The following is a 19646-nucleotide window of genomic DNA, read 5'->3' on the forward strand; positions in this document are numbered from 1 at the left end:
ACCGGCCCGATGAATGCGGCGGAATTTGGCCCGGCTACCGCCACCCTATCACGAAAGAGCGGGATTTCCGGCCTGTTGAGCAACGTTGACATCGCCCTAAGCCCCACTTATCTGTCCTTCGGCTTTGCGTCCAGAGTGTTTACAGCAATGCCCCGCAAATCTGCCGGGGCTTGGGCGTTCAGCGAGCGGCCGGGGGGAAATTGTGCCAAAATTGCGCCTTGAAGGGCTGCTTTAGCGGTGTACTTTTCTTGCATTTGTTTCAATACGCGTGAATAAAGCATTCGACATTGCCGGAAGCGCTTCCGGCTGAACGGACAGGAAAGGACCAGAGATGGTCAGCTTTGGCGGCCTCGCCCGCAAGATATTCGGTTCATCCAACGACCGCCAGGTAAAGACCCTGCGTCAGCGTGCGCAACAGATTACCGCGCTTGAGAAGAATTACGAAACGCTCACCAATGAGCAGCTTCAGGCCAAGACCGCCGAATTCCGCGCCGCACTGGCTGAAGGAAAGACGCTCGACGCCATTTTGCCCGACGCTTTCGCGACCGCGCGTGAAGCCGCCAAGCGCGTGCTCGGCATGCGTCCCTTCGATGTGCAGCTGATTGGCGGCATGGTGCTGCATGAACGCGGCATCGCAGAAATGCGCACCGGTGAAGGCAAGACGTTGATGGCGACGCTGCCCGTCTACCTCAATGCGCTTGAGGGCAAGGGCGTTCACGTTGTGACGGTCAACGACTACCTCGCCACCCGCGATGCGGAAACGATGGGTCGTCTTTACAATTTCCTTGGTCTGACGGTCGGCGTCATCAAGCATGGTCTGGACGACGATGAGCGTCGCGAAGCCTATGCCTGCGACATCACCTACGGCACCAATAACGAGCTCGGCTTCGATTATCTGCGCGATAACATGAAGTATGAGCGCGCCCAGATGGTGCAGCGCCCGCATAATTACGCCATCGTCGACGAAGTGGACTCGATCCTCATCGACGAAGCGCGCACGCCGCTGATCATTTCCGGCCCGCTGGAAGATCGTTCGGAATTTTACAACCTCATCGACACTTTCATTCCGCCGCTGGCAGACGAAGATTACGAAGTCGATGAAAAACAGAAGACCGCCATCTTTACCGAAATCGGCACCGAGAAGGTCGAGCAGCTTCTGGAAGCCGCTGGCCATCTGAAGGGTGAAAGCCTCTACGACATCGAAAATGTCGCCGTGGTTCACCATCTGAACAACGCTCTGCGCGCGCACAAGTTGTTCCAGCGCGACAAGGACTATATCGTCCGCAACGACGAAATCGTCATCATCGACGAATTCACCGGTCGCATGATGCCGGGCCGCCGTTATTCGGAAGGCCTGCACCAGGCGCTGGAAGCCAAGGAACATGTGACCATCCAGCCGGAAAACCAGACGCTGGCATCGATCACCTTCCAGAACTACTTCCGCATGTACAACAAGCTGGCCGGCATGACCGGTACGGCGGCCACCGAGGCGGAAGAATTCGGCAATATTTATGGTCTGGAAGTTCTCGAAATCCCGACCAACCTGCCGGTGCAGCGTATCGACGAGGACGACGAAGTCTACCGCACCGTCGAAGAAAAATATAAAGCCATCGTGCGCGATATCCGCGCGTCGCACGAAAAGGGCCAGCCGATCCTCGTCGGCACGACCTCGATCGAAAAGTCGGAACTTCTCGCCGAGCGTCTCCGCAAGGAAGGCATCAAGGATTTTCAGGTCCTGAACGCCCGCTATCACGAGCAGGAAGCTTACATCATCGCGCAGGCCGGTGTGCCGGGCACTGTCACCATCGCCACCAACATGGCGGGTCGCGGCACCGACATCCAGCTTGGCGGCAATCTGGAAATGCGCGTCCGTCAGGAACTGGCCGACATTCCGGAAGGTCCGGAGCGCGAAGCCAAGATCGCCGCGATCAAGGCCGATATCGCGCAGCTCAAGGAAAAGGCGCTTGCCGCAGGCGGACTTTATGTTCTCGCCACCGAGCGTCACGAAAGCCGCCGCATCGACAACCAGCTGCGTGGCCGTTCCGGTCGTCAGGGCGATCCGGGCCGTTCAAAATTCTTCCTGTCGCTGCAGGACGACCTGATGCGTATCTTCGGCTCCGACCGTATGGACGGCATGCTGCAAAAGCTCGGCCTCAAGGAAGACGAAGCCATCGTCCACCCCTGGATCAACAAGGCGCTGGAAAAGGCACAGAAGAAGGTCGAAGCCCGCAACTTCGAAATTCGTAAGAACCTGCTCAAGTACGACGACGTGATGAACGATCAGCGCAAGGTGATCTTCGAACAGCGTCTTGAAATGATGGACGAGCCGGACCTGACCGAAACGGTCGCAGAAATGCGCCATGAAGTCATCGAGGACATGGTTGCGCTGCGTATCCCCAAGGACGCCTATGCGGAAAAGTGGGATATTGCCGGTCTTAAGGAAGATGTTACCACCAAGCTCAATCTCGACCTGCCGGTCGAGGAATGGGCGAAGGAAGAAGGCATCGCCGAAGAAGAATTCGAGACCCGCATCAAGGAAGCTGCCGACAAGGCTGCTGCCGACCGCGCCGAACGCTTTGGTCCGCAGATCATGACCTATGTCGAAAAGTCGGTCATCATGCAGTCGCTCGACAATCTGTGGCGTGAGCATCTGGTCAATCTCGACCATCTGCGCTCGGTTGTTGGTTTCCGTGGCTATGCACAGCGCGACCCGCTGAACGAGTACAAGACGGAAGCCTTCGAACTGTTCCAGTCCATGCTGGCGAATCTTCGCGAAGTGGTCATCTCGCAGCTTATGCGTGTTGAGATTGTCCGCGAAGCACCGCAGGAGCCGGAACTGCCAGTCATGCAGGGCCGCCACATTGACGAGACGACCGGGCAGAACGACTTCGACGATGCCGCGTGGACCGATCATCAGCACGATGAGCGCGTCATCCCGGCAGCCGACCGCGACCCGGCCGATCCCCGCACCTGGGGTAAGGTCAGCCGCAATGAGGCCTGCCCATGCGGTTCGGGCAAGAAGTACAAGCACTGCCACGGTGCTTTCGAATAAGAGCAAAACCCCGGCGCGCCAAACGCCGGGGTTTTTCTTTGCAGCCTTGTCTGTCGATGCTTTAATCAAGCAGTAAGCATAGATGCGCGGGATTCAGGAAATACTCACCATTCCTACAATTTCTGCGTGAAATCTTCCGCTGGATTTTTCTTTTTTCCCTTTTTAAAGAACTCCCATCTAAGGTCCTGCCATCGGGCTCGTATCGGGACCGATAACTGGAATTCCAACACATCCCGAAAACGTGAAATGTTTTTCGGATAAGTGTGCGAGACAACAGACAACGAGACCGGGAAAATCCCGGCGCAAACAAGCGAAACGCTCATCACAAGGGCGGCGCATAACAGGGTTGGCATAGACGTGTGGTTTTCGGCAGCTGAAGCAGCGGGCCGGTTTTTACCCGGCACCATCGCGGCCAAACTCCGTCCTGTGACGGAGCGGCTGGATTCCGTGCTGACCGATAGCGGTCCGCAGGCGGCTGCGCAGCGCGCATCGCTGATCGCATTTTCCGTTCGTGTGGCGAGCGCCGCCATCGCGCTCCTGTCGCAAGTCATCCTCGCTCGCTGGATGGGCGAATTCGAATATGGCATTTTCGTTCTCGTCTGGCTGACGATGGTGATCATCGGCGATCTCGCCTGTTTCGGCCTGCACACGACCATCATTCGCTTTGTGCCGGAATATGTTCAGCGCCAGATGTTCGGTCTGGTGCGGGGCATCCTGTTCACCGGACGCGCATTTGCCTTTGCGGCTGCAACTGTGATCGCGCTGATCGGCTCACTCGCGCTCTGGCTGTTGAAGGATGAGGTCGCCAGCTATTATCTGGTGCCCTTCATTCTGGGTTTCGTCTGCCTGCCCATGATCACTCTCGGCAACATGCTGGATGGTATCGCCCGTTCGCGCACCTGGGTCACTCTGGCGCTGACGCCGAGCTATATCGTGCGGCCGCTTCTGGTTCTTCTGTTCATGATCGTGGCGCATGGCTCGGGCCTGCCATCGACGGCGGCAACCGCGCTTGCCGTATCGATCGCCGCAACATGGCTCACCACCGTCGGGCAGTTTTTCACCGTCGACCGATCGCTACAAAAAGACATTCCGGCAGCACGGCGCGACCAGCGCCTGCGCGAATGGATGACCGTCGCCCTGCCGATTTTCCTTGTCGAAGGATTTTTTTTCCTGCTCATCAATGTCGATGTGTTGATGGTCGGTCGCGAGATGGACCCGCAGCATGTCGCAATCTATTTCGCCGCGACGAAAATCATGGCGCTTGCCCATTTCGTCTATTTCGCGGTGAAGGCTAGCGTTGCGCAGCGTTATTCGGACCTGCTGCACAGCGGCAGTCGTGAGGAATTTGCGAGCTTTGCGCAGGCTTCCGTCCGCTGGACCTTCTGGCCCACGCTCGTACTCGGCATCGTCATCCTGATGGCCGGCTATCCGCTGCTGCGCCTGTTCGGCACAGCCTTCACGGAAGGCTATCCGCTGCTGTTCATTCTGATCATCGGCGTGATCGCCCGTGCCAGCGTGGGGCCAGCGGAAAGCCTTCTCAACATGGCGGGCAAGCAGAATATCTGCGCCCTGCTCTATGCCGCTACACTTGGCGTCAATGTCATTCTCAATCTGGTGCTGATCCCACGCTTCGGCCTGACCGGCGCCGCCATTTCGACAGCTATCGCCATGCTGATGGAAGCCACGCTGCTTTCAACAGCCGTCTTTCGCACCATGCATATCGCTATGTTCATTCTCATCCCCCGAGATCGAGACAATAGCCCGGAGGGTATTTTGTAATGGCCGCAAAACCTTTGCTTGAAGAATCCGCAGGCGGAAACGCAGCTCGCATCGTCTCGGAATTGTCCGATACGGTCGCCGCCATGGATGCCGCCAAGAAGCTGGAGGAAAGCCTTCACAGCCGCGATATTCCGCGCAAGCTGGCGATCTACGGCGCTGCGGCAGGCTTCGAACTGCGCGACGAGTTGGACCACCTGAGCAACCGGACCATCGAACCGAATGTCTTCTTCAATGCGCGTTTTCTGGCTCCCGCCATGCCACGGCTGGAAGACCGTGAAGTGCGCTTCATGGTCATGCGCGACGAGAACGAAATCCGCAGCCGCCTGCGCTTCGTGATGCCCTACACCATTGAGCGTCCGGGTCTCCCGCTGTCCACGCCGGTCATCCGCGCCTGGTCCACGCCGTTCGGCCCGCAGGGCACGCCGCTTATCGACCATGACGATCCGGTCGGCGTTGTGGAAGACCTGTTCGATATTCTGGCGCGCGATCACCTCAAACTGCCAGATGTGCTGGTTCTGCCCGAAATGCGCGCCAATGGCGCTGCGGCAAAACTCATCCGCTCGGTCGCGGTCGGACGGCAACTGCCGGTCGTCGCCATCGAACAGAAAGAGCGTCCGTTCCTCAAGAGCGATCTCGACGGCGACAGCTATATCCAGCAGGCGATCGGCGCGCATCACCGCCGCGATTATCAGCGCCAGTGGCGGCGTCTGACCGAAAAAGGCGAACTCGTCCACCGCATCTATCGCACGCCGGACGAAGTGCGGCAGTCCTTCGAGCATTTCCTGTCGCTGGAAGCCAGCGGCTGGAAGGGAAAGCGCGGAACGGCCATGGCCGTAGACCGTTTCCGCGCCGCCTTCGCGCGCGAGGCGGTCAATAATCTTGCCGAACGCGATTGTGTGCGCATCCACACGCTGGAACTGGACGGACGCGTCATCGCCATCCTCACCGTCTTCACCGTTGCAGGCGAAGCCTGGACCTGGAAAACCGCCTATGACGAAAGCCTTCAGACTTTCTCGCCCGGCGTTCTGCTCATGATCGAAGTCGCGAAAAGCCACCTGAACGATCCGAATATTCTCAGAACGGATTCCTGTGCCGTGCCGGACCATCCGGTGATGACGCGGCTTTTCCGCGAGCGCGAAACCATCGAGACATTGGTGGTCGGACTAAACCCCGGTGCAGACAAGCTCGCGCGTCAGGCCGCATCGCAGATCCATCTTTATCAGCGCACCCGCAATCTGGCGCGCATCGTGCGAAACCGCATTCGCAGCTTCACGGATCGGAGCTAAAACGATGCTTTGCCCGCTATAGAAATAGCGGGCAAGATCAACAGTTTGTGAAAGCTTTTCCGACGTGTTATCATCAGCTCCGGGAGAGCGCATGACAGGCGGAAGAGGAGGTCCGCACCGGTGCAATTCCACCTCGCAAGAGGGTGCGAAGCGTTCCGGGTCATAACAACAGGACCGGCTTTCGTCTGGTTCGCAACCGCCATTGCGCCCTCCCATGGGAAGGAGATGCGCTATGGAATATTTCCACTATATCAGCACGCTGGATTACATCCTGCTCGGCTTCATTGCCGTGGTGGTGGTTTGGAACGTGGTTGAACACGGTCTGCGCCAAAGATAGTCCGCACCAAACCGGCAAGGTCTTGCCGTCGAAAACATTTGCGATTTGATTGCCCGCGCAAACGCCCGGCGTTCTGCGGCGGAACGGCAGGTGCTGATCGCCCAAACGAGCGCCGTGCTTTCAAGCCACGAGCGTCAGGGCGTTGTCGGCTTTTCGACGTCCGACTTTTTAGCGCGTCTTTCAAGCTCACCGCGTCAGGCTGTCCTGTGCATTGGCCAAGGGTTTTGGCTGCTTTGGATAGGCCATTCATAACAATCGTCATTCCATGCCAAAACCTGCGCTTGTGGGCAATTGACGTTGTTTCGTTTAGTCGGTATATCCCAACCCGCTGTCCAATTCGGACCATATCAAACTGCTTCGGCAGACCTGTGCGGGTGTGGTGGAACTGGTAGACGCGCCGGACTCAAAATCCGGTTCCGAAAGGAGTGTCGGTTCGATTCCGACCACCCGCACCACTTCATTAAGAATCTCGAGTTTCTGTCACCCGGCCTCTTTCCGCCGGGTTGATCACGGCTATTCGACATCGCCGGATGGCACCTTCCCCATAGACCGAAAACGCATGTGCAACGCGCCTGCGCCGGATTTCGTTCGACTCTGATCGAACCAATTTGCGTTCGACACAACCAGCCCAGTATCCACGCGCCTTTCAGCCGCTGACACGGCCTTATTTTGTAGTTTGCTACATTACGCAATGTTAATTTTGACTTTACTGTAAAGTCAAATACGATGATACTTAAACCGCACGTTGAAACCACAAACCCATCACGATCAGGCTCACGCAATCGCATTACAAAAACTTGATAAAATAAACCTCCCTCCTATCTGGCGACATATGATGGAAAACACCCAAAAAGAATATGTATACGTAAATAGAAACCTCCACTTACAACTTGCGAACAACATTATAACGTCTTATCTGAACAAAAATCAGGTAACCCATGAGGAATTACTAAAGACAATATCTGATGTCTGCGAATGCATCGGGGAATTGTCGGAAGGAAGCAGCTTTTCTGTCGAGGAACCTCCCGCAATACCTTCGGTAAACCCCGAAGAGTCGGTTTTCGAAGATTACATCATCTGCCTGGAAGACGGTCGCCGCTACAAGACGCTCAAGCGCGCCCTGATGAGCCGCTTCGGGCTGACACCTGATGAATACAGGCGCAAATGGAACCTGCCCGCCAATTACCCAATGGTGGCGCCTGCATCTGCGAAAAAGATGTCTGCATTGTCGAGAATGGAAAAGACCGAGAGCGCATAGGGCGTCTTTCGGCAAGGCTCGGGAGTGCATCCATGTTGCACTCCCGCTCCTCAGGGCGCCGATCTGATTTCATGTGATCGAAATGCGCTCCAGGGCAGTACGACGCTCAGCGCTCCTGATTCTGCCATGACGATGAAAAGTCAAACAGACCGATGCCCGTGCATCGGTGACGGATACTTGCGTGCATTTTCCGCCTGACGACCTCGCATTCCTTGCTCGCTTCAAAGTCCCGTCTCGCTACTTCGGAGGACCGTGCAAATGCGAAAACCAAGTCAGATTCATTATGCCTGGTACATTGCCCTCGCCTGTCTCGCCATCTCGTGCATCCGCGCCGGCATCGGCTTCCAGACCATGGGTTTCATCATCAATCCCGCGCGCGAGGAACTGGGCTGGTCCAATACCCAGATCACCGGCGTGATTGCCTTCCGTGAACTTGTCGCCGGGATCATGGCGCCCCTCGTCGGACGATGGGTGGACCAGCGTGGACCGAGAACCATCATGATTATCGGCGCGGTACTCGTCGGCTTGTCATTCAGCCTGACGTCTCTCGCCCAGACTTTCTGGCAGTTCGCACTGACTTTCGGTGTTATCGGCGGCGTCGGGGTTGCGGGCCTGTCCAACGCACTGGTGTTTCCGCTGATCGCCAAGTGGTTTTCAGCGCAGCGGGGTCGGGCAACCGGGCTGGTTTCATCCGGGGCCAATCTCGGCGGCATCCTGATGTCGCCTCTGATCATCTGGCTTTTGTCGATTTCGGACTGGCGCTCGGCCTGGTTCGTTCTCGGCTTCCTGCCGGTTCTCATTCTGGTGCCGCTCGCAATCTTCGTCCTTCGCCGCGAACCTTCCGATATGGGGCTGAAGCCGTTGGGAGACGAAACGGACGATGCGAAGGTCCAAGCCGGAAAAGCCGATACCAGCCCTGATCTGACGGTGGCAGACGCGATGCGCTCGCCGGGCTTCTGGTTTCTCATGGTCGGCTGGAATCTTTCCGACTTCGTGCTGAAAGGTGCCCTGCTGCACAAGATCCCAGCCGCGCAGTCGCTTGGCTTCACCACCGCGCAAGCGGGCAGCGTCGTCCTGACCTACGGTATTTGTGCCATTCTGGGCAAATTGCTCACGGGTTTCATCGCCGATCAGTTCCCGACCCGGCTGGTGATTCTCTGCCTTTCGGCGATGCAGGCCATCGGGCTGATCCTTTTTATCAGCGCCAATAGTATCTGGCAGTTGCAGCTTGGCTACGGTGTGTTGAGCGGCTTGTCGGCTGGAGGGCTCATCATGATGATGCCCTTTCTGCTGGCTTCCTTGTTCGGTCGCAAGAATCAGGGCGCCATCATGGGTGTGGTCACGCCGATGGTGATGATCTCCGGCATTGGCGGCCCGATGCTGGCCGCATTGCTGTTCGACATGACGGGTAGCTACATCTTCGCCTTCGAAATCTACGCCGTCATTTCTGTTCTCGGCGGACTGGCACTGTTCGGCGCCAGTGTGTCGCGCAAGACATCAACAAAAGCTTGAACCAGCAGGAGGCTCATCATGTCCACAATCACTCTTCTCTATCCCGGCGATATGGGCAGCGCCTTTGCCAAATTGCTGATTGCTGCCGGTCATAAAGTCGTCAGCCCGATGGGCGGTCGCAGCGAACAGACGCAAGAGACAGCCCGGTCAATCGGGGTCGAAATGCGGGACGACATGGCTTCCGCTCTTGCAGAAAGCGACCTCGTGCTGTCGCTCGTGCCGCCATCGGCAGTCATCGACGTGGCCGAACAGGCAATCGCGGCCAGCCGCGAACAAAAAGCGGCGCCGTTTTACGTCGATATGAATGCCAAGACGCCTGCCGATGCCGAACGGCTGAACACAGCTTTCGGCAATGCTTCGCTTCCATTCTGCAATGCCTGCATCATCGGTCGCGCCTCACATCTTGGCGACGAAGGCCGTATCTATGCCAGCGGCCCCGACACGAAACCGCTGGAAGAATTGTTTGAAGGCCTGTTGCCAGTAATCGCACTTGGCGAGGAAATCGCGCAGGCTTCAGTGTTCAAAATGGCCTTTGCCGGTTTCAACAAGACCGTCGCCGCTGCCCTGTTCGAGACGGCCAACACGGCCAATGCTTTTGGCGTGACCGATTCCCTGTTCGAACTGATCGGCCAACATCTGGGCGGCACATTATCCGATTTCGGCAAACTGGTGCCGACCTATCCGCGCCACGTGCTGCGCCGCGCCGAGGAAATGGAAGCCCTGGCGGAAATGCTGGCCGATGCGAAACTGCCGAACGAAATTGCATTGGCCGCCGGAGCAACGTTTCGCAGCCTCGGCAACAGCGGCAGCTGGTCCGAAACAACGACGGGCCGCCAATTGCAGGAACTGCTATCAGAAATCGATTACCGCCGCTGAGGCCAGGCTGACCCGACGTCAGCGGCGGCTTTGCTTACGCCACGTCCAGCGCCTGCGCGAGATCGGCAATCAGATCGTCCGGATGCTCGATGCCGATGGACAGACGGATGGTCGATTCCAGTACGCCGATACGCTCGCGGACCTCAAGCGGAACGCCGGAATGGGTCATTGCCGCCGGGTGGCTCGCAAGCGATTCCGTGCCCCCGAGGCTGACGGCCAGTTTCAAAATCTGAAGCGCATTGAGAAAACGGAATGCTGCGGCCTGCCCGCCTTTGATATCGAAGGAGAAGGTAGAGCCGGCGCCCGTGCATTGCCGCCTGAACAATGCGCCGATATCGGAATTCTCATCCGCGAAGGGCAGATAATGCAGCTTTTCGACCTTCGGATGCTCGCGCAGAAATTCAGCCGTCGCCCGCGCATTGCTGTTGGCGCGTTCCATGCGCAGCCCCAGCGTTTCCAGTGATCGGCCAAGCATCCAGCAGGAGTGCGGATCGAGCTGCGTGCCGATAGCGCCGCGCAAGGCTTTCACCTGCCGGACGATGGATTTGGAACCGAGCACCGCGCCCGCAATCAGGTCTGAGTGGCCGCCAACATATTTAGTCAGCGAATAAACCGACAAATCCGCACCGTGATCGAGTGGCTTTTGAAAGACCGGCCCCAGCAAGGTGTTGTCGCAGGCGACGATCGGGCGATGCCCTTGCTGCTGCTCGATCTTTTCAGCCACGCGCCGGATGGCAGCGATATCGACGATACTGTTGGTCGGGTTGGCCGGTGTTTCGATCAGGATGACCGAAACACGCCCCTTAGCCAAGGCTTCCTCGGCCGCCTTTTCGATTGCCGCCTCATGCACGCCATCGGCAAAAGCCACCGCTTCCACGCCGAAATTCAAAAACGTCTTCGCCAGCAGCGTTTCAGTACCACCATAGAGCGGCTGCGAATGCAGGATGACATCGCCGGGCCGGGCAAAGGCGAAAAGCGTGGTCGCAATGGCCGACATGCCGGATGAGAATAGCGCAGAGCTTTCCGCGCCCTCATAGACGGCCAGACGGTCCTCCACGATCTCGCTGTTGGGATGATTGAAGCGCGAATAGACCAGCCCCGCGCCGACACCGGCAGGCGGCTCCTTGCGTCCAGAAACGAAATCGAAGAAATCGCGTCCGTCTTCGGCGGTCTTGAACACAAAAGTAGATGTCAGAAAGACCGGCGGCTTGACCGCGCCTTCGGAAAGCTCCGGGTCATAGCCGTAATTCAGCATTTGCGTTTCGGGGTGAAGCAGATGATTGCCCAAGCTGGTCTTGGATGGACGTGGCGCAGTCATGACGATCTCCTGAAAAGCCAAATTCCTCTTGCCCAACCAGATAGGCGGACAAGAGGAGCTTAACAGAGGTGATCGGCAATCTTCTTTCGTTGTTTGCCTCTCACGGGCAATCGCTGAACCCGTGTGAAACGCCCGATAGAAAACAAGTAGCTACCAATTATTTGATCACCAGAACCGGAACGGTGCTGAGCGACAGGACTTCCGCCGCCTGACTGCCGAGCAGAAGTTTGTTGACGCCGCGACGGCCATGTGAAGAAATGATGATCAGGTCGCTGCCGTGGGATTTGGCAACTTCCACAATACCTTGCGCGGGCGACTGGTTTTCGACATGCACCGCTTCAGCGGTCACACCGGCGGCCTGCGCCTTGCCCTTGGCCTTGGTCAGAATCTCGGTTGCCGCCTTGGTGATTGCTTCGCGATATTCCTGAAACGCAACAGGGCTCGACGCCCACTCCGCCGCAACGACGATGCCATAGGACGGCAAAAGCTCGGTCACCGACACGAAAGTCAATTTCGCGCCCGTTTCCTTGGCCAGTTCCACGCCCTGATCCACGCCCTTTTCAGCGAGTTCCGACCCGTCGGTTGCGATCAGAATATTCTTGTACATCACTCGGTCTCCTGTTGCCTGACAGCTTGATTATGCGCGCGCCGCTCTCACGGTTGCATTGACGCGGATCAATGAGCTTTCAGATAAGCTAATACGCGCACTCCCAATTTTGATGGAATTCACTTTTAAAAAATTCGATTATATAGAATATAATTCTAATCTTGATCCATCAAGCGCATATGCCCGGCTATGCTTTTGCGCTGTTTCCTCTTAAACTTTGCGCAATATGAAGGGAGATTACGCTATGAACAAACCCCTTGGCTCGAAGAGCGACGAAACTGTGGGACGTGGTCGTATTTACGGCTCCATTCTGGAAACAATCGGCAATACGCCGCTTGTGCGCATTGATAAATTTGCCAAGGAAAACGGCGTTGTCGCGAACCTTCTGGTAAAGCTGGAATTCTTCAATCCGCTGGCAAGCGTCAAGGACCGTATCGGTCTCGCCTTGATTGAGGCGCTTGAAGAACAGGGCAAGGCCGTGCCCGGCAAGACGGTTTTTGTGGAGCCGACTTCGGGTAATACCGGCATTGCGCTGGCCTTTGCCGCTGCCGCCAAAGGCTATCGCCTTGTGCTCACCATGCCGGAAACCATGTCGGTGGAACGCCGCAAGCTTCTCAAGCTGCTTGGCGCCGAGCTGGTGCTGACCGAAGGCGCCAAGGGCATGAAGGGCGCCATTGCCAAGGCTGAGGAAATCGCCGAAGGCAACCCGAACGCCATCATTCCGCAGCAGTTTGAAAATCCCGCCAATCCGGAAATCCATCGCCGCACGACGGCGGAAGAAATCTGGAACGACACCAATGGCGAAGCCGATATTCTGATCTCCGGCATCGGCACCGGCGGCACGATTACCGGCGTCGGTCAGGTGATCAAGGCGCGCAAGCCTTCCTTCAAGGTGATTGCCGTCGAACCGAAGGATTCACCCGTCTTGTCCGGCGGGACGCCCGGCCCGCACAAGATTCAGGGTATTGGCGCAGGCTTTGCACCAAAGACGCTCGACACCGGCATTTACGATGAAGTGGTGCAGGTTTCCAACGAGGATTCCTTTGCTAATGCGCGCCTGATTGCCCGCATCGAAGGCATCCCGGTCGGTATTTCGTCGGGCGCAGCGCTGACTGCTGCCGTTGAAGTGGGCAAGCGCCCGGAGAATGCTGGCAAGAACATTGTCATCATCATTCCATCCTTTGCAGAACGCTATCTCTCGACGGCGCTGTTTGAAGGGCTGGAATAATCGGCTTTATCGAAGCCTGATTTCAGAAAAGCAAAAAGCCAGAGCGGGCGACCGTTCTGGCTTTATTTCATTCTGGGGTGCCTTGGGAGAGGCTTAGGGCACAGTCCGATCTGATATAATCAGATCGAAATGCACTTTAGTGCCGCGTGCGTGCTTCGCAAGCCGGGCCAGGTCCGCGCATATAATGACGCTCAGGCCGGTAGCTCGGTGCGACGAACTCGCGGATGACATTAACGCTGTCACGCAACTGAACAAGAATGCTCATCGCTTTCACCTTCATCTCAATCATGTTCGAAATGATGTTCCGCGCTCAATGTGAGCTTGTGAAGTAATCTTCACTTCCGAACATCTTAATGAAAACTTTAACGATCAAAGATGAATAAGTGCTAAATCCGCATCGTTAACGGTAAGTTAATAGTAACGATATTCCGGTTTTCCACAACTGCCTGAAACTTGTCACAGTTGAAAGTTCTCACAAAAAAAGCCGGTCAAAACCGGCTTTTTAGATCGATTGGCAATAGCACTATCAGCGCGTCGGCACCGGGTGCTCGCCGCGATAATCGTAAAAGCCGCGGCCCGTCTTGCGTCCAAGCCAGCCTGCCTCGACATATTTGACCAGCAGCGGGCATGGGCGATATTTGGAATCCGCAAGCCCGTCATGCAGCACCTGCATGATTGAAAGGCAGGTGTCGAGACCGATGAAGTCTGCCAGCTGCAACGGGCCCATCGGATGGTTCGCACCGAGCTTCATGGCCGTATCGATAGCCTCGACGCTGCCCACGCCTTCGTAAAGCGTATAGATCGCCTCGTTGATCATCGGCAGCAGGATGCGGTTGACGATGAATGCCGGGAAATCTTCGGCGACCGTCACGGTCTTGCCCAGCGCCTGCACGAAATCCTTCGATTTGCGGAACGTGTCTTCATCGGTGGCGATACCGCGCACCAGTTCCACCAGTTTCATCACCGGCACCGGATTCATGAAGTGAATACCGATGAAACGTTCCGGGCGGTCCGTCGTCGAAGCAAGCCGTGTGATCGAAATTGACGAGGTGTTGGTCGCCAGAATGGCTTGCGGGTTCAGGATCGGGCAGAGCTGCGCGAAAATCTTGCGCTTGACGGTTTCGTCTTCCGTCGCCGCTTCAATGGCCAGATCGACACCAGCAAGGTCTTCCATGGAATTCGCCGCGCGGATCAGCTTCATGGCGGCGGCGCGCTCTTCTTCCTGCAATTTGCCCGAAGAAACCTGACGCGCCATATTGCCATTGATGGTGGCAATGCCCTTTTCCAGCCGGTCCGGCGCAGCATCATGCAAAAGCACACTAAACCCTGCCAGAGCGCAGACATGAGCGATGCCGCCACCCATCTGCCCCGCGCCAACTATACCAACCGTCTTGATCGCCACCGTGTAACTCCTTCATCCTCCCCAAAAGGGGCCTGTCGAGCATATCTTTTCTACAGCAAGCGGAAAACCGCGCTTCGAATTGCAAAAGGCTCATCCAGCAAATGATAGGCTGAACGCCTAAAATGCAATCCAAAATTCTCGCTCATTACAAAGAACCCGCCCCAAACGCGAGACTAGGTCTCCGACTGGGACGGGTCGCAAAATAACGAAGCGGCGAGATCAGCCCGCCGCTTCGCAAAAATCAGAGAGCCTTCTGCAGCTCCGGCAGCACGGTGAAGAGATCACCGACGAGGCCATAATCAGCAACCTGGAAGATCGGCGCTTCTTCATCCTTGTTGATGGCGACGATGACGCGGCTGTCTTTCATGCCAGCCAGATGCTGGATCGCGCCGGAAATACCGACGGCGATGTAAAGCTCCGGTGCAACCACCTTGCCCGTCTGGCCAACCTGCCAGTCGTTCGGCGCATAGCCCGCATCGACTGCCGCACGGCTGGCGCCAACCGCCGCACCGAGCTTGTCGGCAACCGGCAGGATCACTTCCTGGAACTTTTCAGCCGAACCAAGTGCGCGACCGCCTGAGATGATGATCTTGGCCGAGGTCAGTTCCGGACGATCCGAAGCCGACAGCGCATTGCCAACAAAGCTCGACAGGGCCGGATCGGCAGGCACGGTTGCACTTTCAACCGCAGCCGAACCACCCTCGCCCGTTGCGGAGAAGGAGGCCGTGCGAACGGTGATCACCTTCTTGGCGTCGGTAGACTGCACCGCCTGGATCGCATTGCCCGCATAGATCGGACGCTTGAACGTATCCGCCGATACGACTTCCATAATTTCGGACAACTGCATCACATCGAGAAGCGCTGCAACGCGCGGCAGGATATTCTTGGCCGAGGTCGTCGCCGGAGCGATGATCGTGTCGTAATTGGCGGCCAGTTCCACGATGAGTGCTGCCGTTGGCTCGGCCAGACGGTTTTCCAGCGCATCGCTTTCAGCCAGCAGAACCTTGCGCACGCCTTTGAGCTTGGCGGCTGCATCGGCTGCAGATTTTGCGCCCTTGCCTGCAACCAGAATATCGACATCGCCGCCGATCTGGGCAGCTGCCGTCAGCGCCTTTGCCGTCTGGTCCGAAAGGGTTGCATTGTCGTGTTCGGCGATAAGAAGAATAGCCATTTATCTCGTCCCTTCCGATTTCTTAGATGATGCCGTCAGCCTTGAGCTTCTCAACCAGCTCGGCAACCGAGCCAACCTTGACGCCAGCCTTGCGGCCACCCGGCTCTTCGGTCTTCAGCACCTTGAGGCGTGGCGCAATATCGGCGCCGAAATCGGCAGGCGACTTCTCGTCCAGCGGCTTCTTCTTCGCCTTCATGATATTGGGCAGCGATGCATAGCGTGGCTGGTTCAAACGAAGATCAACCGTGACAATCGCCGGAAGCTTCACATCGATGGTCTGCAGACCGCCATCCACTTCGCGCGTGACCTTGGCCGAACCATCAGCCAGTTCCACCTTGGAGGCAAAGGTTGCCTGGCTCCAGTTGAGGAGCGCAGACAGCATCTGACCGGTCTGGTTGGCATCGTCGTCGATTGCCTGCTTGCCGAGGAAAACGAGATCCGGCTGTTCAGCCTCGACAACGCCCTTCAACACCTTGGCGACTCCGAGTGGCTCGACCGTCTCATCGGTCTTGACCAGAATGGCGCGGTCCGCACCCATGGCGAGCGCCGTGCGCAGCGTTTCCTGCGCCTGTGCCGGGCCAACCGAAACAGCCACAATCTCCGTTACCTTGCCAGCTTCCTTCAGACGGATCGCCTCTTCAACCGCAATCTCGTCAAAAGGGTTCATCGACATCTTGACGTTGGCAAGCTCAACGCCCGAACCGTCTCCCTTCACACGGATCTTTACGTTGTAATCGACAACCCGTTTTACTGCGACAAGGACTTTCATCCGCGATCACCTCTTCCATGAATCTTGCGGCAGACTATGCCGCCATGAACCACCGCCTGCATGCCAGATTCCGACGGGAATGCGACGTGAAAGCGGCTCCGTAGGAAGCACGGTGACAAACCGTCCTGTCACGGCACTTCCTATTAGAAACCGGCGGGAAACCTAAAGACGCTTGACGTGCACGTCAATCAGCCTCGGCGATCTATATCGATTAATATCCATTTATTCTGGCAGAACTTCATTCTCAGATTGCGACATCCCCTGAGAGGCCTTCTGCTCCCTCATCCGTGGCGTTTACAAAGGCGGCTTCCTGCTTTACGACACACCCGCACTAACCGGTCGCAGCCTACCCGGTCAAAACAAGGAACCCTGACTATGAAAACGCTTGTCGTCTGCTCCGGCGGACTCGACTCCGTTTCGCTTGCGCATAGAATCGCGGCGGAACATGACCTCACTGCCCTTCTCTCTTTCAATTATGGCCAACGTCATAAAAAGGAACTCGATTCGGCCAAAGCCTGCGCCGAACGGCTGAGCGTTCCGCACCAGATCATCGATATCCGCACCATCGGCGCCAGCCTGACCGGCTCGGCGCTGACGGACAATGTCGACGTTCCGGACGGCCACTATGCCGAAGAGACGATGAAGATCACCGTCGTCCCCAATCGCAATGCCATCATGCTGGCGATTGCCTTTGGCGTGGCGGCTGCGCAAAAGGCCGAAGCGGTGGCGCTTGCCGTCCATGGCGGCGATCATTTCATCTATCCCGACTGCCGCCCCGGCTTCATCAATGCGTTCCAGACCATGCAAAACCATGCGCTGGAAGGCTATGCCGATATCAAATTACTAGCGCCTTATGTGAACGCATCCAAGGCCGATATCGTCACCGATGGGGCGAGGCACGACACGCCTTTCGAGGCGACATGGTCCTGCTACAAAGGCGGCGAGAACCATTGCGGTCGCTGCGGAACCTGTGTCGAGCGCCGCGAAGCCTTTCACCTTGCGGGCGTCAAAGACCCGACCGTCTATGAGGATGCCGATTTCTGGCGTGACGCCGTTGAGCGGAGGAACGCCTGATGTTTCGCATCACCAAGGAGTTTCACTTCTCCGCCTCGCATCAATTGACCGGACTTCCTGCCGATCACCAATGCGCACGCCTGCACGGCCACAACTACATTGTAGAGGTCGAGCTTTCCGCTCCTGATCTCGACGGCCATGGCTTCGTGCGCGATTATCATGAACTGGCGCCGTTTAAGCGTTATATCGATGACGCTTTCGATCATCGGCATCTCAATGACGTGCTGGGCCATGGCCAGACAACAGCCGAAACACTGGCAAAGCACTTTTTCGACTGGTGCCATGCGCGCTGGCCGGAAATATCCGCCGTGCGGGTGAGCGAAACGCCAAAAACATGGGCGGAATATCGCCCCGGTACAAAACCATGAAACCGGTCTCCGAAATCCGCATCAGCGAGATTTTCGGCCCAACCATTCAAGGCGAAGGCGTGCTGATCGGCGAGCCGACTGTCTTCGTGCGAACGGGCGGCTGCGACTACCGCTGCGCATGGTGCGACAGCCTGCACGCGGTCGAAAGCCGCTTTCGCCATGAGTGGAAGCCGATGGGCGTCGAGGCCATCTGGCATGAAGTGACGGCACTTTCGGGAAATCGACCCTTAACAGTGTCACTTTCGGGCGGCAATCCGGCCATACAGCCGCTTGGCCCGCTCATCGCCCATGGCAAGAAGGAGGCCTATCGCTTTGCACTGGAAACGCAGGGGTCCGTCGCAAAAGACTGGTTTTCCGGGCTGGACACGCTGGTATTGAGCCCGAAACCGCCTTCCAGCGCGATGGCATTCGATCCCGACGCACTGGCAGCCTGTGTCGAAGCGGCGGGGCCAAAGCCCCGAACGGTGCTGAAATTCGTGATCTTCGACGATGCCGATTATGCTTTCGCAAAACACGTCTCGGCGCTTTATCCGCATCTGCCGGTCTATCTGCAGCCCGGCAATCACACGCCGCCACCGCCAGAAACGGACGATGCATTGATCGACATCGACGGCATTATGCGCCGCATGGAATGGCTGGTGGATAAGGTGATTGCTGACCGCTGGTTCGAGGCGCATGTGCTGCCCCAACTGCATGTGCTGATCTGGGGCAACAAGCGAGGCGTCTGAGCACATCCCGAAAAGTGTGAAGCGGTTTTCGGAAAAGATGTGCGAAAATAAAAACTTAGCGATTTGCGCCCGGCACCCAGAGCACGTCTTTCGCGCCGTTATCGTTGACGGCGCGGGAGGCGACGAAGAGAAAATCCGAGAGGCGGTTGATATATTGCAGCGCCTCCGGCGACACCACCTCGCCCTCGATTTTCGCCAGCGCCACCATCAGTCGCTCGGCGCGGCGCGAAACGGTGCGCGCAAGATGCAGTGCAGCCGACGCCGCCGAACCACCCGGCAAAATGAACGAGCGCAATGGCTGAAGATGGGCGTTGAGATTATCGATATCGGCTTCGACGCGGGAGACCTGCGACGCAACGATACGCAGCGGTTCATAGGCCAGCGGCTTGCCGTCATCGGGCGTCGAAAGATCGGCGCCGAGATCGAAAAGATCGTTCTGGATACGCGACAGCATCGCGTCGATTTCTGCATATTCGCCGGTATGAATTCGCGCCATGCCGATACAGGCATTGGCTTCGTCCACCGTGCCATAGGCTTCCACCCGCAGATCGGATTTGAGCCGTCGCGGACCGCTGGCAAGACCGGTGGTGCCGTCATCGCCGGTGCGCGTATAAATCTTGTTGAGCTTGACCATGCCTTACTGTCCGCCCGTGTACCGTGCGAAATAGATTGCGCCCACGATCAGAACGATTGCGATGAATTGCAGGAAGACGCGCAATTGCATCATCTTGTTGGAAAAATTGGCGTCGCCACCACGCATCATATTGCGCAGGCCGATGATCAACACAATCGCAACGGCGAGCATGGCCACCATGGCTGCGCCTTTGAACACAACGTCCATCTTGTTCCCTTCCAACCGCTTCGCACTTTTGCTGAAAATA

At 57.2% G+C, this 19646-nt stretch carries 18 protein-coding genes and 1 tRNA gene; 11 read left to right on the top strand and 8 right to left on the bottom strand.

Annotated features, from left to right (window positions below; translation table 11 throughout):
• Positions 1-331: 331 nt before the first annotated feature.
• The 7 genes from secA to D8666_RS05565 all read left to right on the top strand — a co-directional run bounded on the left by secA (position 332) and on the right by D8666_RS05565 (position 10100).
• The gene (gene secA, locus D8666_RS05530) at positions 332-3052 is read left to right on the top strand and encodes a preprotein translocase subunit SecA (protein ID WP_121536682.1); all 2721 of its coding nucleotides are present in this window, start codon (positions 332-334) and stop codon (positions 3050-3052) included.
• A 357-nt stretch (positions 3053-3409) separates the two neighbouring features.
• Entirely contained in the window at positions 3410-4831 is a 1422-nt protein-coding gene (locus tag D8666_RS05535) for a lipopolysaccharide biosynthesis protein (RefSeq protein WP_121536684.1), read from the top strand.
• Positions 4831-6117, top strand: a complete 1287-nt coding sequence (gene bspF, locus D8666_RS05540) for a type IV secretion system effector crotonyl transferase BspF (RefSeq protein WP_121536686.1) — start codon at positions 4831-4833, stop codon at positions 6115-6117. The genes D8666_RS05535 and bspF overlap by 1 nt, the downstream gene beginning before the upstream one ends.
• Positions 6118-6824: 707 nt before the next feature.
• A tRNA-Leu gene (locus D8666_RS05550) sits at positions 6825-6909 on the top strand.
• A 377-nt stretch (positions 6910-7286) separates the two neighbouring features.
• A complete protein-coding gene (locus tag D8666_RS05555; protein ID WP_121536688.1) occupies positions 7287-7712 on the top strand; it encodes a Ros/MucR family transcriptional regulator in 426 nt (141 codons plus the stop codon).
• 258 nt (positions 7713-7970) lie between these two features.
• Positions 7971-9224, top strand: coding sequence for an MFS transporter (locus tag D8666_RS05560; RefSeq protein ID WP_121536690.1), 1254 nt, complete (start codon positions 7971-7973; stop codon positions 9222-9224).
• A gap of 18 nt (positions 9225-9242) precedes the next feature.
• Entirely contained in the window at positions 9243-10100 is an 858-nt protein-coding gene (locus D8666_RS05565) for an NAD(P)-dependent oxidoreductase (protein ID WP_121536692.1), read from the top strand.
• 34 nt (positions 10101-10134) lie between these two features.
• Here D8666_RS05565 and D8666_RS05570 read toward each other — a convergent pair whose 3' ends face one another.
• Both D8666_RS05570 and D8666_RS05575 read right to left on the bottom strand, forming a co-directional pair.
• Entirely contained in the window at positions 10135-11418 is a 1284-nt protein-coding gene (locus D8666_RS05570; protein WP_121536694.1) for a cystathionine gamma-synthase family protein, read from the bottom strand.
• 157 nt (positions 11419-11575) lie between these two features.
• Positions 11576-12025, bottom strand: coding sequence for a universal stress protein (locus tag D8666_RS05575; RefSeq protein WP_109369889.1), 450 nt, complete (start codon positions 12023-12025; stop codon positions 11576-11578).
• Between the two features lie 244 nt (positions 12026-12269).
• Here D8666_RS05575 and cysK point away from each other — a divergent pair, with 244 nt between their 5' ends.
• A complete protein-coding gene (gene cysK / locus D8666_RS05580; protein ID WP_121536696.1) occupies positions 12270-13253 on the top strand; it encodes a cysteine synthase A in 984 nt (327 codons plus the stop codon).
• Between the two features lie 136 nt (positions 13254-13389).
• Here the strand turns inward: cysK and D8666_RS24570 are convergent, their stop codons facing one another.
• From D8666_RS24570 to D8666_RS05595, 4 genes are all read right to left on the bottom strand, one after another.
• Positions 13390-13518: a hypothetical protein gene (locus tag D8666_RS24570; protein WP_268898867.1), complete on the bottom strand. Its 129-nt coding sequence runs from the start codon at positions 13516-13518 to the stop codon at positions 13390-13392.
• Between the two features lie 261 nt (positions 13519-13779).
• On the bottom strand, positions 13780-14655 hold the full coding sequence (locus tag D8666_RS05585) for a 3-hydroxybutyryl-CoA dehydrogenase (RefSeq protein ID WP_078341045.1): 876 nt from the start codon (positions 14653-14655) through the stop codon (positions 13780-13782).
• Between the two features lie 241 nt (positions 14656-14896).
• Positions 14897-15826 (bottom strand): electron transfer flavoprotein subunit alpha/FixB family protein, encoded by a 930-nt coding sequence (locus D8666_RS05590; RefSeq protein WP_121536698.1) that lies wholly within the window; start codon positions 15824-15826, stop codon positions 14897-14899.
• Between the two features lie 22 nt (positions 15827-15848).
• The gene (locus D8666_RS05595) at positions 15849-16595 is read right to left on the bottom strand and encodes an electron transfer flavoprotein subunit beta/FixA family protein (protein WP_109366234.1); all 747 of its coding nucleotides are present in this window, start codon (positions 16593-16595) and stop codon (positions 15849-15851) included.
• A 375-nt stretch (positions 16596-16970) separates the two neighbouring features.
• Between D8666_RS05595 and queC the strand changes: the two genes are divergently transcribed.
• Genes queC through queE form a run of 3 tightly spaced genes read left to right on the top strand, consistent with a single transcriptional unit; the run spans position 16971 to position 18765 of the window.
• Positions 16971-17669, top strand: a complete 699-nt coding sequence (gene queC, locus D8666_RS05600; protein ID WP_121536700.1) for a 7-cyano-7-deazaguanine synthase QueC — start codon at positions 16971-16973, stop codon at positions 17667-17669.
• Entirely contained in the window at positions 17669-18037 is a 369-nt protein-coding gene (queD, locus tag D8666_RS05605; RefSeq protein WP_121536702.1) for a 6-carboxytetrahydropterin synthase QueD, read from the top strand. The genes queC and queD overlap by 1 nt, the downstream gene beginning before the upstream one ends.
• On the top strand, positions 18034-18765 hold the full coding sequence (queE, locus tag D8666_RS05610; protein WP_121536704.1) for a 7-carboxy-7-deazaguanine synthase QueE: 732 nt from the start codon (positions 18034-18036) through the stop codon (positions 18763-18765). The genes queD and queE overlap by 4 nt, the downstream gene beginning before the upstream one ends.
• Before the next feature lie 55 nt (positions 18766-18820).
• On the opposite strand, the gene D8666_RS05615 is transcribed toward queE, so the two are convergent.
• Positions 18821-19399, bottom strand: coding sequence for a cob(I)yrinic acid a,c-diamide adenosyltransferase (locus tag D8666_RS05615; RefSeq protein WP_121536706.1), 579 nt, complete (start codon positions 19397-19399; stop codon positions 18821-18823).
• 3 nt (positions 19400-19402) lie between these two features.
• Positions 19403-19606, bottom strand: coding sequence for a twin transmembrane helix small protein (locus D8666_RS05620; RefSeq protein WP_109369896.1), 204 nt, complete (start codon positions 19604-19606; stop codon positions 19403-19405).
• Between the last annotated feature and the right edge of the window lie 40 nt (positions 19607-19646).

This window comes from Ochrobactrum soli (genome assembly GCF_003664555.1).
GTDB classification, from domain to species: domain Bacteria; phylum Pseudomonadota; class Alphaproteobacteria; order Rhizobiales; family Rhizobiaceae; genus Brucella; species Brucella teleogrylli.